This is a genomic window from Aeromonas sp. 25-AL00135, assembly GCF_054052385.1.
This window is the reverse complement of record NZ_JBSTYQ010000010.1, coordinates 51048-65590: the sequence shown is the minus strand read 5'-3', so window position 1 is coordinate 65590 and position 14543 is coordinate 51048. Positions and strand designations below refer to the sequence as shown.

Below are 14543 nucleotides of genomic sequence, written 5' to 3'. Positions count from 1 at the left end.
TGACTTCCTCTCGTTTCTGGCGGCGCGCTGCCTTCGGTTCAGCACACCGCATGCAATTTCATTGACCGACATGGCGACTCAGTGGCCCGGACTGTCCAGACTGCGGTTGACCCAGATCAGCGGCAACAGCCCCACCAGCACAATGACGATAGCCCCCAGCGCGCCGCGCTCCAGCATCTCGTCCGAGACGAACTGGTAGACGTGGGTCGCCAGAGTATCGAAGTTGAACGGCCGCAGCAGCAGGGCGGCGGGCAGCTCCTTCATGGATTCGATAAACACCAGCATGGCACCGGCAAAAAGACCGCGGCGCACCAGCGGCAGATGGACCCGGCGCAGCATAGCGCCATCCCCTTGCCCCAGAGAGCGGGCAGCCATGTCGAGACTGGGGGAGATCTTGCCCATGCTGCTCTCCACCGAGCCGATGGCGATGGCCACGAAGCGCACCAAATAGCCGAACACGATGGCGGTGATGGTACCGGTCAGCAGCAAGCCCGGCCCCTGACGCCCCAGCCACTCGGCCAGATCGTTGATGGCAAAGTCGAGGGCGGTGAGCGGCACCAGCACCCCGATGGCGAGCACGGTCCCCGGCATGGTGTAACCCATGGCGGCGATGCGCAGGGGCAACAGACTCTTTATCCCGCCATCGAGGCGGCGGAAGAAGCCGAGCAGCAGGGCGATACCCATCGCCAGCAGAGCTGTCAGCGCCGAGATAGCCAAGCTGTTGCCGGCGAAGCGGACAAACTCCGGCGTCCACGACAACTCGAAGTAGCGCACCCCGTAGTCGAGCAGGATGACGAACGGCAGGCCAAAACCGGCCAGCACCAGCCCCCAGCACCAAAAAGCGGCCAGCCAGCGACTCATCCCCTTAAGCGGATAGCGCAGCGGCTGCTCATGGCCCATGGACTTCTGGAACACCTGCTGCCGACTGCGCGAGCGGCGCTCCAGCGCGATCAACAGCACCACCGCCAGCAGCATCAAGCAGGAGAGTTTGGCCGCAGTGGCCAGACTGCCGTAACCGAGCCAGGTGTCGTAGACCGCCGTGGTCAGGGTGTTGATGGCAAAGAAGTGGACGGTGGCGAAATCGGCCAGCGTCTCCATGGCCACCAGCGATACCGCCACCATGATGGCGGGGCGCGCCAGCGGCAGACTGAGACGACGAAAGCTCTGCCACGGGGTACAACCAAGCAGGCGGCTGGAATGAATGAGGCTGACTGACTGCTCCAGAAAGGAGGCGCGGGTCAGCAGATAGACATAGGGGAACAGCACCAGCGCCAGCACCCAAGCGGCGCCGCCAAGGGAGCGAATGGCAGGAAACCAGTAATCGGCAGGGCTGTTCCAGCCAAAGAGTGCTCGCAACCCGGCCTGTAGCGGACCCGAGTAGTCGAGCAGGTCGGTATAGACGTAGGCGACGATATAGGAGGGCATGGCCATCGGCAGCATCAGCGCCCATTGCAGAGCGCGCCGCCCCGGCACCTGACACATGGCCACCAGCCAGGCGGCGGGTACGCCAAACAGCAGGCTTAGCAGCACCACGCCGACCACCAGCCCTAGGGTATTGCCCAGATAATCGAGCAGCACGGTATCGGCGAGGTGACGAAACAGCTCCCCCTCAGCCGAGAAGGCAGAGAAAAGCAGGGCTATAACCGGTAAACCCAGCAGCAGGGCGATGGCCCAGCTGCCGGTCATCCATCCAAAATTTTTCATGAGACCACAGATGTTGATGGGGCCGTTGGCCCCATCTGATTACAAGTCGAACTTCACTTCATCCAGCAACTGCAAGGCGTCCTTGCGGTGCTTGGCGTAATCGCTGACCGGTAGTGCGTCAGACTTGAAACTACCCCAGGACTTGACCATGGCAGAAGGCTCGACCCCGGCCTTGACCGGATATTCGGCGTTCACGTCCGCATACATGTGCTGGGCGGTGTCACCAGCCAGAAACTCCATCAGCTTCTGGGCCTCTGCCTTGTTCTTGGCATACTTGGTCATGGCCACGCCGCTCACGTTGACGTGGGCACCGCGGTCAGCCTGGTTCGGGAAGTTGATATAGACCGCATCCGCCCAAGACTTCTGCGCAGGATCTTTCAACATGGCGCCCAGATAATAGCTGTTGCCGAGTGACACGTCACAGATACCATCCTTGATCGCCTTGACCTGATCCCGGTCGTTGCCCTGCGGCTTGCGCGCCAGGTTGGCCTTGACCCCTTCCAGCCAGGTTTTGGTCTCAGCCATGCCGTGATGGGCAATCATGGAGGAGACCAGCGCCACATTGTACTCATGCTTGCCGCTGCGGGTGCAGATTTTCCCTTTGAATTCCGGTTTGGCCAAGTCTTCGTAGCTGATGGTCTCGAGCTTGCCTAGGCGATCCTTGCTGGAGTAGATGGCGCGAACCCGGGTGGTCAGGGCGAACCAGCGATTCTCCGGATCACGATAGATGGCGGGGATGTTCTCCTGCAGGATCTTGCTATCCACCGGCTGTACCAGCCCCTTGTCCACCAGATCGGTCAGACGGCTGATATCGACGGTCAGCATCAGGTCGGCCGGAGAGAGCTTGCCTTCCCGCTCCAGACGCTCGTTCAACCCCTCTTTGGCGAACACCACGTTCACCTTGATGCCAGATTCCTTCTCGAACTGCTGGATGATGGGCTTGATCAGCTCATCCTGCCGGTTGGAGTAGACATTCACTTCCCCGGCCGCCAATGCCGACTGAGCTGCCAACGCAGAGAAAGCCAGTGCCAACATCTTCATTTTCATCATCCATTCCTTGATTAGCTATACAGAGTGATAACGATTTCCGTTTGCATTCTGCATACATCTTATAAGCGGATCAAGAAAGCTCGCCGTCGCCACATCACATATTTAATCGCCCATAAATGAAAAGGGCCGGATGGAATCCCATTCGGCCTCTTCTGAGCAAAACGTTATGTTGATCAGGCTTCAATAAGCGCTCACTCCATCGGGATTCCCCGAGATCGGGAGGTCAACAGATCTGTACGTCACTGATGCGGTTCATCACAGCGCCTCGTCGTCACTCTCGCCGGTGCGGATGCGCACCGCTTGCAGCAAGTCGTAGACAAAAATCTTGCCGTCGCCGATCTTGCCGGTATAGGCCGCCTTGCAGATCGCCTCGATCACCCCTTCCACGTTATCATCGGCGGTAGCAATCTCCAGCTTCACCTTGGGCAGGAAGTCGACCTGATACTCGGCTCCCCGGTATAATTCGGTGTGTCCCTTCTGGCGGCCAAATCCCTTGACCTCGGACACGGTCAGCCCTTCCACCCCCAGGTTGGCAATAGCCTCGCGGACATCGTCCAACTTGAACGGTTTGATAATCGCACTAATCAGCTTCATCTGGTTGCTCCCAATCCATGGTGTGTCATGAATCGGGTTTCAATTCTTATGCCAAGTATTTTTATTGTTTTATTTCATATAGATAGAGTTTAATGTCGGCGCCATTCGCCAGGCACATCCCCATAACTGGCCAGCACGCCCCATAATGAGGCACCATGCTGCAGCGGTCAGCGGGTATGCACCAAACAAGAGCAACACAGCATGTTAGTTATCTCCAACAGCGTCACTATTCCCTGGCATGAGCTGCAATTTCAGACCATGCGGGCACAGGGCAACGGTGGACAGCACGTCAACAAGACCGACTCCGCCGTCTGGCTGCGCTTCGATTACCGCAACTCTCCCAGCCTGACGCCCCTCTACAAGGAGGGTCTCGACAAGCTGAGCGACAGCCGGGTACACGACGGCTTTATCCTGATCCGGGTCGAGAGCCATCGCAGCCAGGACATGAACCGCAAGGAGGCGATGAGCCGTCTGGTGGAGTTGCTGAAGAAAGCAGCCTGGCGCCCCAAGGCTCGTCATGCCACCAAGCCGACCCGCAGCTCCCAGCGCAAACGGGTCGATGCCAAAAAGCGCAAGGGTGATATCAAGTCCACCCGCGGCAAGCCGGTGCTGGACTGAGCCCCCCCCAGCCTCCAAAGGATGTCAGCCGATGAGATACAGTTTTTGCGACAGCGCCCGCGGCCCCCTGCTGGTCGCCATCGATCAGGATGGACTGCGCCACGTCGAGTTTATGCACGGGGAGCGTCCCGTCATGCCGCAGGCTGACTGGCAACGGGATGACAAGGCACTGGCCCCCTATCTTGCCCAGTTCAACGCCTATTTCGCCGGAAAATTGCAGCAGTTCGATCTGCCCATGGCAGCGATGGGCACCCCGTTCCAGCAAACGGTGTGGAATGCTTTGTGCGATATCCCCTATGGCGAGACCGTGAGCTATCTCGAGATTGCCCAGGCGATAGGCAATCCCAAGGCAGTGCGGGCGGTGGGCGCTGCCAATGGGCGCAATCCGCTCAGCATCATAGTGCCCTGCCATCGGGTGATCGGACGCAGCGGCGAGCTGACCGGCTACGCAGGCGGCATTCCCATCAAGCGCTGGTTGCTGGCACTGGAACAGACAGGCACAACATTCGAGCTGGCCCCATGACACGATGACCACCCCGGAGAGGGACGGGACAATATCGTGACCAGAATGAAAAGGCTTTCAGCCAGTGGCCACGCTTTGCTGACAAGATGAACAGAAAATGAAGAATCGCCTCAGAACTACTTCAGATTGAGCTTGGCATGATGGCTCCATACTTGAATGGCACGGCTCATTCGCTGATTCAAGTAGCACCCATGTGACGCTTCCAATCTGTCTTTTTCCCCGCGCCTCCTCTGAGGCGCTTTTTTTGTGCCAACACAGCAGGGCACCACCCGGGTTGAGTGGGCTGAGCGCCACAAAATCTGCACCAGCCCAAAAACCAAGAGGCGAAGGATCATCCTTCGCCTCTGACGTAACAGCTGGCTACTCGCTCTGGGGCAGGAACTGCAGCTCCGGCGCCGAAGAGGTCAGCACATCAGCGCAATAATCCCAGGTCGAGATGCGATAGTGCTGCAGATCTTCATCCAGATGCAGGCCGTCTGACTCCTGATGGAACCAGCTGGCAAAACGGGATGGGGTGATGAGCTGGATCTGCTCTTCGATAGCGTGACTATCCTTCCCCTCGGCCAGATCGCAATCTTCGATGACCCGCAGGGCGTAGATATGGCGAAAATAGACCCGGCAGAGGATTTGCGGAGGCAGATCGATGCTGCGCGCCCGACCCAGCATGATGGTCAGGGAGTCGCTCCAGAGATCCTGATGCAGCTCGGCCACAACCAGACCGGGCGGTAGCTGGCGGGACGGAGCCCAAGGGACGGCAACCTGCCGAATGGCATTTTTCTGTTCCATATTCACCTCACGACGACTCGCTCCCTGTCTTGAGTCTATCTGAACCACATAGTCCCGGCGAAGGCAATCGATGGACACTAAAAACGGCAATAAAAAAGCCGACGTATCAAACGTCGGCGAATAAAAAGTGCTTACAACAGAGGATTCACATATTCAGACCCGCGGGTCGAAAGATTGGTTCCCTCTTTTTGTAATTAATTTTCGGCGCGTTTAAACATCAGGGTATTGGCGTCCGACTCTTCCGGTACGAAGTAGTAGCCCTCGGCGTTGAAACCGGTCAGCTGCTCCACCTCGGTCAGACGGTGCTTGATGATGTGGCGAGCCATCATGCCGCGCGCCTTCTTGGCGTAGAAGCTGATGATCTTGAACTGGCCGTTCTTCTCATCCTTGAACACCGGTGTGACAATCCGCCCTTTCAGGCTCTTGGGCCGTACCGACTTGAAATACTCGTCGGAGGCCAGATTGATCAGCACCTCATCCCCCTGGGCTGCCAGCGCGTCGTTGAGATGGTGAGTGATCACCTCGCCCCAGAACTGGTAGAGATCCTTGCCGCGATCATTGTCGAGCTTGGTCCCCATCTCCAGCCGGTAGGGCATCATCAGGTCGAGGGGACGCAACACGCCGTAGAGGCCTGAGAGCATCCGCAGGTGTGCCTGAGCGAAGTCAAAATCGGCCTCGCTGAAATCCTCCACCGCCAAACCGGTGTAGACATCCCCCTTGAAGGCCAGCAGCGCCTGACGGGCGTTGGCGGGGGTGAAATCTGGCTGCCACTCGGCAAAACGGGCGGCATTGAGACCGGCCAGCTTGTCGCTGATCTTCATCAGAGTGGCGATCTGGTCAGGGCTCAGTTGGCGGGCCCGGCTAATCAGTTCGGCGGAGTGATCCAGCAGCTCGGGTTGGGTGAAACGGGGTGTCACCAGCGGTGACTCGTAATCCAGCGTCTTGGCCGGGGAAACCACAATCAGCATAACGTTCCTTTCTGGCTAGGGGCCGAACAGCGGATCGGCCCCATGTTTCATTCATCCAGCGTCACATTTTCCAGTGTGCCGGACCCCAGCTGCTCGCGACCGGAGAGCTTGATCAGCAGCCGCAGGTCGTTGGCCGAGTCGGCATGGGCGAGGGCCTCACTGTAGCCAATCTGGCCGGCGCAGAACAGGCTGAAAAGCGCCTGATCGAAGGTCTGCATGCCCAGTTCGGCAGATTTGGTCATCACCTCCTTGAGACGGTGCATCTCTCCCTTGCGGATTATGTCGGTGATGAGCGGGGTATTGAGCAGGATCTCGAATGCCGCACTGCGCCGCAAACCATCGACACTCGGCACCAGTTGCTGGGCGACAATAGCTCTGAGGTTGAAGGAGAGATCGAACAGAAACTGGCGATGTTTCTCCTGCGGCACCAGATGGAGGATGCGATCCAGCGCCTGGTTGGCATTGTTGGCATGCAAAGTGGCGAGACAAAGGTGTCCCGTCTCGGCGAACTGCAGGGCAAATTCCATGGTCTCCTGACTTCGGATCTCGCCGATCAGGATCACATCCGGCGCCTGACGCAACGAACTTTTCAGCGCCACATCGAACGACTCGGTGTCGATCCCCACCTCCCGCTGGGTCACCAGGCTACGGCCATGCTGATGGACGAACTCCACCGGGTCTTCCACCGTCAGGATATGACCATCGGCATGCTGGTTGCGATAGCCGATCATCGCCGCCTGAGTGGTCGATTTACCCGCCCCGGTGGCACCGACAAACAGCACCAGCCCGCGCTTGGCCATCGCCACCTCCTGCAGGATCCTGGGGAGCTGCAGATCTTCAAAGGTGGGAATGCGGGTCTCAATACGCCGCACCACCATGCCGGGCAGCTCCTGCTGCCAGAAGGCGCTGACCCGAAAACGGCCAAGCGCCTCACGATAAATTGCGTAGTTGGCCTCCTTGGTGCGGATATAACGCTCGAAGTGATCGCTGCTGAGGGTATCCCTGACCAGCGTCAGCGCACCCTTCTTGTCGAGCGCTTCGCCCCCCAGTGACACCAGATGGCCATTGACCTTGAGGGTGGGCGGCGAGCCCACCGTCACAAACAGATCCGATCCCTTTCGCTCGACCAGCTCGCTCAGCAGATCATCCAGATTCATCATCTATCCCTCCCTGGGTGCGAGTCTCTTAAATGCTGTTGGGATCAACAGCCTTGGCCTTGGCATCGAGGGATGCCACCACGCCACGACTCACCAGCTGCTTGAGGCTCTGATCCATGGTCTGCATGCCGTGGGTCATCCCGGTCTGGATCACCGAGTAAAGCTGGGCAATCTTGTCCTCCCGAATGAGGTTACGCACCGCCGGAATGCCCATCATGATCTCGTGCGCTGCCACCCGACCGCCACCAATGCGCTTGAGCAGGGTCTGGGAGATGACCGCCCGCAGGGATTCGGAGAGCATGGAGCGTACCATGTCCTTCTCCGCACCAGGGAAGACGTCGATGATACGGTCGATGGTCTTGGCCGCCGACGAGGTGTGCAGAGTGCCAAACACCAGGTGGCCGGTTTCGGCGGCAGTCATGGCCAGACGAATGGTCTCAAGGTCGCGCATCTCGCCCACCAGAATGATGTCCGGGTCTTCCCGCAGGGCCGAGCGCAGGGCGTTGCTGAAGCTCTTGGTATCACGGTGTACTTCCCGCTGGTTCACCAGGCAGCGCTTGTTCTCGTGGACGAATTCGATGGGGTCCTCGATGGTGAGGATGTGGTGATGGAAGTTCTCGTTGATGTAGTTGACCATGGCCGCCAGGGTGGTCGACTTACCGGAACCGGTCGGGCCGGTCACCAACACCAGACCCCGCGGGAACTCGGCAATCTTGCGGAAGATCTCCGGCGCATCGAGATCTTCGAGGCTCAGCACAGTGCTGGGGATGGTACGAAATACCGCGCCCGAACCGCGCGCCTGCTGGAAGGCGTTGACCCGGAAACGGGCCAGATTGGGCACCTCGAACGAGAAATCGACCTCGAAGTTCTCCTCCAGCTCCTTGCGCTGATGGTCGTTCATGATGTCGTAAATGAGGGCATGCACTTCCCGGTGTTCCAGGGCGGGCAAATTGATCTTGCGAACCTCACCATCAACCCTGATCATCGGGGGAACCCCGGCCGAGAGGTGTAGATCCGAGGCTTTATGCTTTACACTGAAAGCCAATAACTCTGTGATATCCATAGACTTGTCATTCTCCCATCACAAGATCACTAACGAAATATGAACCAGATTGCCCAGCACCTGTTTCAGGTAAAGGAACGTATTGCCCAGGCCGTCGAACGGGCGAGCCGCAACCTACAGCAGATCCGCCTGCTGGCCGTGAGCAAGACCAAGCCTGTCGAGGCCATCATGGCCGCCCATGCCGCAGGTCAGCGCTGCTTTGGCGAATCCTACGCTCAGGAAGCAGCGGCCAAGATCGATACCTTGCGCCAGCAGCCGGAATATAGCGACATAGAGTGGCACTTTATCGGCCCTTTGCAATCGAACAAATCCAAACTGGTCGCCGAACGGTTTGACTGGGTGCAGAGCGTGGATCGGGACAAGCTGATCGACCGCCTCAACAACCAGCGCCCAACTACAATGGCACCGCTAAATGTTTGTCTGCAAATCAATATTAGCGGAGAGAGCAGTAAATCCGGAACGTCGGAACAAGAGATTTTCCGCCTTGCCGAGCAGGTCTCTCAAAGTGAGCGACTGGTGCTGCGGGGACTGATGGCCATTCCCGAGCACACCAGTGACGAGAGCGTACTGGCCGCCCAAATGACCCGCATGCAGACTCTGTTCACCGAGCTTGCGCGACAATACCCCACGGTGGATACCCTCTCGATGGGCATGACCGAGGATCTTGAACTGGCGATAGCCCACGGCAGCACCATGGTGCGGGTCGGCACCGCCATCTTCGGCGCCCGTGACTACTCATAGGCAAGGCCAGCGGATAACCCATAAGTCCGCCTCTTGCCGCGACTTCATCAACAGGAGCGTTTGATGGAACACCGAATTCTGGCGTCAGGTGGTGCAGGCAGCGCCAACCCCGCCGCGACCCCATATGCTACAGGAGCATCTGATGCAGCATAGAACGCTGGCCTTTATCGGCGCGGGCAACATGAGCCGCAGCATCATCGCCGGACTGGTCAAGTCGGGTTATCCCGCCGGGCAGATCACTGCTGCCAACCCCAGTCTGCCCAAGCTGGAAGCGCTGGCGAGCGAACATGGCATTCGCATCACCCAGAGTAATGCTGAGGCGGCCCGAGACGCCGAAGTGATCGTGCTGGCAGTCAAGCCACAGCTGATGGCCGGCATGCTGGCAGCACTGGTTGAAGAGCTGGGATCCCTTGAGGGCAAGCTGCTCATCTCCATCGCGGCCGGTATCAAGGTGGCGCGCCTTGGCGAGATGGCCGGTGGCCACGACCGCATCATCCGCACCATGCCCAATACCCCTGCCCTGCTGGGTCTGGGCATGACCGGCCTCTATGCGCCCGAGCATATTGCCGCCGCGGATCGCGAGTTTGCCGAGCAGATGATGCAGGCGGTCGGCAAGACCCTCTGGGTGGAGCAGGAGTCCGGCATCAACGGCATCATCGCCGCAGCGGGCAGTGCCCCGGCCTACTTCTTCCTCTTTATGCAGGCCATCGCCGAAGAGGCGGAGGCACTGGGCTTCTCGCCCGAACAGGCACGCCTGCTGGTGCAGCAGACCGCGCAGGGCGCAGCCGCCATGGTGGAGCAAAATCCCGAGCTGTCGCTGCAGACCCTGCGTGAGCAGGTGACCAGCAAGGGTGGAACCACAGCCGAAGCCATCAAGACATTCCAGCAGCAGGGGCTGATGCCGCTGACTGCGCAAGCCATGCAGGCGGCCGTCGCTCGTGCCACCGAAATGGAAACCCTCTTCTAACAGGAGCCCAGATGAACACTGCTTACTTTCTGATTAACACCGTTTTCGATCTCTACCTGATGGTGATCCTGCTGCGCGTCTGGCTGCAGTGGGCTCGCGCCGACTTCTACAACCCGATGAGCCAGATGGTGGTCAAGCTGACCAATCCGCTGGTGATCCCGCTGCGCCGTGTCATCCCGGGCTTTGGCGGCATCGATCTCGCCTCCGTGGTGCTGGCGCTGGCTGTCGCCTTCCTCAAGCTGGCCCTGCTCAAGAGCATGAACGTACTGCTGGCGGACTGGCTCAGCATCAGCCTGTTTGCCGCGCTGACCGTGCTGAAGAAAGCGGGCTCGATGATCTTCTGGGTACTGCTGATCCGCGCCATCCTGAGCTGGGTCAGCCAGGGCCGCAACCCCATCGAATACGTGATGCATCAGCTGACCGAGCCCTTCCTCGCCCCTATCCGCCGCGTACTGCCGGCACTGGGCGGACTTGATCTCTCGGTGCTGGTCGCCTTTATCGGCCTGCAAGCCATCAACTACCTGCTGGGTGACCTGTTCGGCCAGCTGTGGTGGATGATTTGATGCCAGCCGTCCTGCAACAAGGGGATGAACTGGTACTGCATCTGGTGATCCAGCCCAAGGCGAGTCGGGATCAGATCATCGGATTGCATGGTGAAGAGCTGAAAGTGGCCATCACGGCGCCGCCCGTCGATGGCCAGGCCAACAGCCATCTGATCAAGTTTCTGGCCAAGCAGTTCAAGGTGGCCAAGGGACAAATCACCATAGTGCGGGGCGAGCTGGGGCGACACAAAACCGTCGCCATCGATAGCCCCAAACAGTTGCCGCAAGAAGTGAGTGCACTGCTGAATGACACGCAAGGCTGAATGAATCGGCCTGCGCCAACCGTAGATATGAGAGGGATGACAGATGAAAACAGCCTGGATGAGTGGCCTGCTGGCACTGCTGATGACCCTGCCGCTCAAGGCAGAACAGATGAAGGAGCTGGGGCCCTGGTTGGTGCACTACAACGCCTTCAACTCCAGCTTCCTTACACCAGAGGTCGCCAAGGCGTATGGACTGGAGCGCAGCCGCTACAACGCCATCATCAATATCGCGGTACAGGACAAGCAGAAAGTGGCGCAAGCCGTGGGGATCACCGGTGAGGCCAAGAACCTGACCGGTACCATCCGCACCCTGAACTTTCAGGAGGTAAAAGAGGGCGATGCCATCTACTATCTGGCGACCCTCCCCTACCGCAACGAAGATACTTATCAGTTCACCCTGAAGATCATGGGCGGTGGGCAGCAACAGAACCTCAGCTTCCAGCAGACCTTCTACGTCGACTGAGCAGCAACAAGAAGCCCCGAACAAGGTCGGGGCTTCATTTTATCCATATGACAAGGGCGCCATCAGGGCGCCCTTGTTACATCTATTCCGTACCGCTGCGGTTACAGGGCGAGGAACAGACCGGCCAGACAGGCGCTCATCAGGTTCGCCAGCACGCCGGAGAGAATGGCGCGCATGCCGTAACGGGCGATGAAGGATTTGCGCTCCGGCACCATGGAGCCCAGACCGCCGATCAGGATCGCCATGGAGGAGATGTTGGCAAAGCCACACAGGGCGAAGGTCACGATGGCCTTGCTCGACTCGCTCAGGGTCTGATCCTGCACCAGACCGATGAAGGCGACGAACTCGTTGACCACGATCTTGGTACCGATCAGGGCGCCAGCGGCTTGCGCCTGATCCCAAGGCACACCGATCAGCCAGGAGACGGGGGCAAACAGCCAGCCCAGAATGATCTGGAAGCTCAGATCCAGCCCCACCAGACCACCAGCCCAGCCGAGCAGACCATTGAGCATGGCGATCACGCCAACGAAGGCCAGCAGGGTGGCACCGACCGCCACCGCGATATTGAGGCCGGACATGGCGCCATCGGCCGCCGCTTCAATCACGTTGGTGGCGCGGGGGATCTCGACATCCTGATGGTGATCGACCTCTTCAGCTCCCGGCGGCACCAGGATTTTGGCCATCGCCAGACCGGCAGGGGCCGACATGAAGGCGGCAGCGATCAGGTATTTCAACTCAACCCCGAGGCTGGCATAGCCCACCAGGGTGCCACCGGCGACGGAGGCGAGACCACAGCTCATCACAGCGAAGAACTGGGAGTCGGACATCTTGGAGAGGTAGGGTTTGACCACCAGCGGCGCTTCCACCATGCCGACGAAGATGTTGGCGGTCGCGGAGAGGCTCTCGGCGCGGCCGGTGCCCAGCAATTTCTGCAAGCCACCACCCAGCAGGGCGATCACCCGCGGCATGATGCCGATATGGTAGAGGATGGCGATCACCGCGGAGAAGAAGATGATGACCGGCAACACGTTGAAGGCAAAGATGAAGCCCAGCTTGAACTTGGCCAGATCACCGAACAGGAAGGCGATCCCCTCCTGACCATAACCAATCACGCTGCTTACGCTCTCGCTGACCCCGTTCAGCACGTGCTGACCGGCAGGCAGCCAGAGCACCAGACCGGCAAACATGATTTGCAGGCAGAGGGCAAGGCCAACTGTTCGCAACGGGATACGACGACGATTATCAGAGCAGATGACGGCAAGCGCCAGGATACTCAGGATGCCGAGCAGGGCAATCATAGGGACTCCATCAGGTAGGGCAAAAGATGGGCGCGGATTCTGCGCCTCTCACCCCGTCACTGCAAGTCAGCTTGGTTACAACCCTGTTAGAAAAAACGTTTGCACGATATCGATTGCGCCAACTGGCTGATTTGGTTCGATTTTAGTATCAGGAGAAATCGAGAGTTTTTATATGGAAACAATCATTCCTCACTGCCGGACAATTTACCCCCGAGCCAGGGGACCAGTCGCTGCTCCCAATAGGGTTCGGGGCCAAAGCGGGCCTTGAGGAAATCGATGAAGAGACGGATTTTGGGATCCAGATGTTCGCGCCGGGCATAAACGGCGTGTACCGCCATCTGCTGGTTCGGTCGCCACCCTGGCAACACCGGGATCAGCTTGCCGCTCTGCAACTCCTTGTCCAGCAAGTAGTTGGCGATATAGGCGATGCCGAGCCCGGCCAGTGCCGCATCCCGCACCGCCTCCGCCATATCCACCCGATAGTTGCCCGCCACCTGCACCGTCTGGCGCTCCTTGCCCTGGCGAAACGACCACTGGTGATAGCGCCGCTCCCGACTCTGGTAAGTGATGCAGTTGTGCTGGGCCAGATCCTTGGGATGAAGCGGCGTACCGTGGCTCAGCAGGTAATCCGGCGAAGCCGCCACCACGAAGCCAATGTCGGCCAGCCGCTGTCCCACCAGCCCTTCCGGCTTGTCCTCATAGGTGGTGAGCCAGAGATCCAGCCCCTCATCCACCAGATTAGTTCTGTGGTCGAACAGCGAGACTTCCAGCTCCAGCTCGGGATAGCGATCCTGAAACGCCTTGAGATGGGGAATGACGTGCAGCCGGCCGAAAGATTGGCCCACCCCGAGATGGAGCACGCCGCTCACCTTGCCACGCCGCTCGGCGATCATGGAGTCCGCCTCCTGCGCCACCGCCACCAGCGCATGACAATGACGGGCATACTCCTGACCCAGCTCGGTCAGGACAAAGCGGCGGGTGGTGCGCTGAACCAGCTGGGCGCCAAGGGTGGTCTCCAGCAGCGCCAGCTGCTTGCTGATATGGGATTTGGAGACCCCGAGACGACGGGCGGCGGCAGAGATCCCCTGCTCGCGCACCAGCGCATCGAAGATCACCATTTGAGGAAGACGTTGTAGCACAAGATAACCGGATTGAGTGGCGGGAGCCCATTATTCCAGAGCCGCCCGCCAAGGGGTAGGGTCAGAGCCCCAGCGCCCGGGTGATCTGCAGTTTGAGGGGGTCGTCAGCCGGATTCTGGTTGGCGCCGTAGCTGGCGATCAGCTTACCATCGCGCCCCACCAGATACTTGTGGAAGTTCCAATTCGGCTCATCCCCGTCAGCGGCCGCCGCCAGCCCCTTGAACAGTGGCACTGCATCGGAGCCCCGCACCGCTACCCGATTGAACATCGGGAAGGTGACGCCATAGTCGCGGCGGCATACCTCCGCGGTCTTGGTCTCGTTGCCCGCCTCCTGCCAGAAATCGTTGGAGGGGAAACCCAGAATAATCAGCCCTTTATCCTTGTAGCTCTGGTAGAGCTTCTCCAGATCGCGGAACTGGCCGCTGTAGCCGCAGTAGGAGGCGGTATTGACCACCAGCACCACCTTGCCCTCGGTCAGCTGACAGAGGTTGTGGCGCTGAGAGTTGTTTAGCTCCCGCATCTCCACATTGAAATAATCGGGGCACGCCGCAGAGGCCGCGCCAGCCCCCAATAACAGCAACAGAGTGAACCATTTCATCGCCAAGAC

General features: G+C 59.3%; 17 protein-coding genes. 7 read left to right on the top strand and 10 right to left on the bottom strand.

Annotated elements, in window-relative coordinates:
* Positions 1–78: 78 nt before the first annotated feature.
* The 3 genes from ACW5XC_RS11105 to glnK form a co-directional block, all read right to left on the bottom strand.
* The gene (locus ACW5XC_RS11105) at positions 79–1704 is read right to left on the bottom strand and encodes an ABC transporter permease (protein WP_042053321.1); all 1626 of its coding nucleotides are present in this window, start codon (positions 1702–1704) and stop codon (positions 79–81) included.
* Between the two features lie 39 nt (positions 1705–1743).
* Positions 1744–2751: a Fe(3+) ABC transporter substrate-binding protein gene (locus ACW5XC_RS11100; protein ID WP_021230948.1), complete on the bottom strand. Its 1008-nt coding sequence runs from the start codon at positions 2749–2751 to the stop codon at positions 1744–1746.
* Between the two features lie 258 nt (positions 2752–3009).
* On the bottom strand, positions 3010–3348 hold the full coding sequence (gene glnK / locus ACW5XC_RS11095; protein ID WP_005341406.1) for a P-II family nitrogen regulator: 339 nt from the start codon (positions 3346–3348) through the stop codon (positions 3010–3012).
* A 201-nt stretch (positions 3349–3549) separates the two neighbouring features.
* On the opposite strand from glnK, the gene arfB reads away from it, so the two are divergent.
* Both arfB and ACW5XC_RS11085 read left to right on the top strand, forming a co-directional pair.
* Positions 3550–3966, top strand: a complete 417-nt coding sequence (gene arfB / locus ACW5XC_RS11090) for an alternative ribosome rescue aminoacyl-tRNA hydrolase ArfB (RefSeq protein WP_042053320.1) — start codon at positions 3550–3552, stop codon at positions 3964–3966.
* 31 nt (positions 3967–3997) lie between these two features.
* Positions 3998–4489, top strand: coding sequence for a methylated-DNA--[protein]-cysteine S-methyltransferase (locus ACW5XC_RS11085; protein WP_042053319.1), 492 nt, complete (start codon positions 3998–4000; stop codon positions 4487–4489).
* A gap of 360 nt (positions 4490–4849) precedes the next feature.
* Here the strand turns inward: ACW5XC_RS11085 and ACW5XC_RS11080 are convergent, their stop codons facing one another.
* The 4 genes from ACW5XC_RS11080 to tapT all read right to left on the bottom strand — a co-directional run bounded on the left by ACW5XC_RS11080 (position 4850) and on the right by tapT (position 8463).
* Positions 4850–5275, bottom strand: a complete 426-nt coding sequence (locus ACW5XC_RS11080; RefSeq protein WP_005340360.1) for a hypothetical protein — start codon at positions 5273–5275, stop codon at positions 4850–4852.
* A gap of 194 nt (positions 5276–5469) precedes the next feature.
* Positions 5470–6243 carry a peroxide stress protein YaaA gene (gene yaaA, locus ACW5XC_RS11075; protein WP_040067414.1) on the bottom strand — a complete coding sequence of 258 codons (774 nt, stop codon included), beginning with the start codon at positions 6241–6243 and terminating at the stop codon, positions 5470–5472.
* A 47-nt stretch (positions 6244–6290) separates the two neighbouring features.
* Entirely contained in the window at positions 6291–7400 is a 1110-nt protein-coding gene (gene tapU, locus ACW5XC_RS11070) for a type IVa pilus ATPase TapU (RefSeq protein WP_042053401.1), read from the bottom strand.
* A gap of 28 nt (positions 7401–7428) precedes the next feature.
* Entirely contained in the window at positions 7429–8463 is a 1035-nt protein-coding gene (gene tapT / locus ACW5XC_RS11065; RefSeq protein WP_005340354.1) for a type IVa pilus ATPase TapT, read from the bottom strand.
* A gap of 39 nt (positions 8464–8502) precedes the next feature.
* On the opposite strand from tapT, the gene ACW5XC_RS11060 reads away from it, so the two are divergent.
* From ACW5XC_RS11060 to ACW5XC_RS11040, 5 genes are all read left to right on the top strand, one after another.
* Positions 8503–9204 (top strand): YggS family pyridoxal phosphate-dependent enzyme, encoded by a 702-nt coding sequence (locus tag ACW5XC_RS11060; RefSeq protein ID WP_042053317.1) that lies wholly within the window; start codon positions 8503–8505, stop codon positions 9202–9204.
* A 142-nt stretch (positions 9205–9346) separates the two neighbouring features.
* The gene (proC, locus tag ACW5XC_RS11055; RefSeq protein WP_042053316.1) at positions 9347–10171 is read left to right on the top strand and encodes a pyrroline-5-carboxylate reductase; all 825 of its coding nucleotides are present in this window, start codon (positions 9347–9349) and stop codon (positions 10169–10171) included.
* Positions 10172–10182: 11 nt separating this feature from the next.
* Positions 10183–10734 carry a YggT family protein gene (locus ACW5XC_RS11050; RefSeq protein ID WP_005340343.1) on the top strand — a complete coding sequence of 184 codons (552 nt, stop codon included), beginning with the start codon at positions 10183–10185 and terminating at the stop codon, positions 10732–10734.
* Positions 10734–11036, top strand: coding sequence for a DUF167 family protein YggU (yggU, locus tag ACW5XC_RS11045; RefSeq protein WP_005340341.1), 303 nt, complete (start codon positions 10734–10736; stop codon positions 11034–11036). Before ACW5XC_RS11050 ends, yggU begins: the two co-directional genes overlap by 1 nt.
* A gap of 43 nt (positions 11037–11079) precedes the next feature.
* Entirely contained in the window at positions 11080–11499 is a 420-nt protein-coding gene (locus ACW5XC_RS11040) for a DUF4426 domain-containing protein (RefSeq protein WP_005340339.1), read from the top strand.
* Positions 11500–11600: 101 nt separating this feature from the next.
* On the opposite strand, the gene ACW5XC_RS11035 is transcribed toward ACW5XC_RS11040, so the two are convergent.
* The 3 genes from ACW5XC_RS11035 to ACW5XC_RS11025 form a co-directional block, all read right to left on the bottom strand.
* The gene (locus ACW5XC_RS11035; RefSeq protein ID WP_005348874.1) at positions 11601–12797 is read right to left on the bottom strand and encodes a NupC/NupG family nucleoside CNT transporter; all 1197 of its coding nucleotides are present in this window, start codon (positions 12795–12797) and stop codon (positions 11601–11603) included.
* Positions 12798–12979: 182 nt separating this feature from the next.
* On the bottom strand, positions 12980–13915 hold the full coding sequence (locus tag ACW5XC_RS11030) for a LysR family transcriptional regulator (RefSeq protein WP_042053315.1): 936 nt from the start codon (positions 13913–13915) through the stop codon (positions 12980–12982).
* Between the two features lie 82 nt (positions 13916–13997).
* Positions 13998–14534 (bottom strand): glutathione peroxidase, encoded by a 537-nt coding sequence (locus ACW5XC_RS11025; protein WP_005340333.1) that lies wholly within the window; start codon positions 14532–14534, stop codon positions 13998–14000.
* Between the last annotated feature and the right edge of the window lie 9 nt (positions 14535–14543).

Bases quoted from the DNA above. Each gene is read 5' to 3' on its own strand.
- ACW5XC_RS11105 (WP_042053321.1), bottom strand. From the start codon at position 1,704: ATGAAAAATTTTGGATGGATGACCGGCAGCTGGGCCATCGCCCTGCTG.
- ACW5XC_RS11100 (WP_021230948.1), bottom strand. From the start codon at position 2,751: ATGAAAATGAAGATGTTGGCACTGGCTTTCTCTGCGTTGGCAGCTCAG.
- glnK (WP_005341406.1), bottom strand. From the start codon at position 3,348: ATGAAGCTGATTAGTGCGATTATCAAACCGTTCAAGTTGGACGATGTC.
- arfB (WP_042053320.1), top strand. From the start codon at position 3,550: ATGTTAGTTATCTCCAACAGCGTCACTATTCCCTGGCATGAGCTGCAA.
- ACW5XC_RS11085 (WP_042053319.1), top strand. From the start codon at position 3,998: ATGAGATACAGTTTTTGCGACAGCGCCCGCGGCCCCCTGCTGGTCGCC.
- ACW5XC_RS11080 (WP_005340360.1), bottom strand. From the start codon at position 5,275: ATGGAACAGAAAAATGCCATTCGGCAGGTTGCCGTCCCTTGGGCTCCG.
- yaaA (WP_040067414.1), bottom strand. From the start codon at position 6,243: ATGCTGATTGTGGTTTCCCCGGCCAAGACGCTGGATTACGAGTCACCG.
- tapU (WP_042053401.1), bottom strand. From the start codon at position 7,400: ATGAATCTGGATGATCTGCTGAGCGAGCTGGTCGAGCGAAAGGGATCG.
- tapT (WP_005340354.1), bottom strand. From the start codon at position 8,463: ATGGATATCACAGAGTTATTGGCTTTCAGTGTAAAGCATAAAGCCTCG.
- ACW5XC_RS11060 (WP_042053317.1), top strand. From the start codon at position 8,503: ATGAACCAGATTGCCCAGCACCTGTTTCAGGTAAAGGAACGTATTGCC.
- proC (WP_042053316.1), top strand. From the start codon at position 9,347: ATGCAGCATAGAACGCTGGCCTTTATCGGCGCGGGCAACATGAGCCGC.
- ACW5XC_RS11050 (WP_005340343.1), top strand. From the start codon at position 10,183: ATGAACACTGCTTACTTTCTGATTAACACCGTTTTCGATCTCTACCTG.
- yggU (WP_005340341.1), top strand. From the start codon at position 10,734: ATGCCAGCCGTCCTGCAACAAGGGGATGAACTGGTACTGCATCTGGTG.
- ACW5XC_RS11040 (WP_005340339.1), top strand. From the start codon at position 11,080: ATGAAAACAGCCTGGATGAGTGGCCTGCTGGCACTGCTGATGACCCTG.
- ACW5XC_RS11035 (WP_005348874.1), bottom strand. From the start codon at position 12,797: ATGATTGCCCTGCTCGGCATCCTGAGTATCCTGGCGCTTGCCGTCATC.
- ACW5XC_RS11030 (WP_042053315.1), bottom strand. From the start codon at position 13,915: ATGGTGATCTTCGATGCGCTGGTGCGCGAGCAGGGGATCTCTGCCGCC.
- ACW5XC_RS11025 (WP_005340333.1), bottom strand. From the start codon at position 14,534: ATGAAATGGTTCACTCTGTTGCTGTTATTGGGGGCTGGCGCGGCCTCT.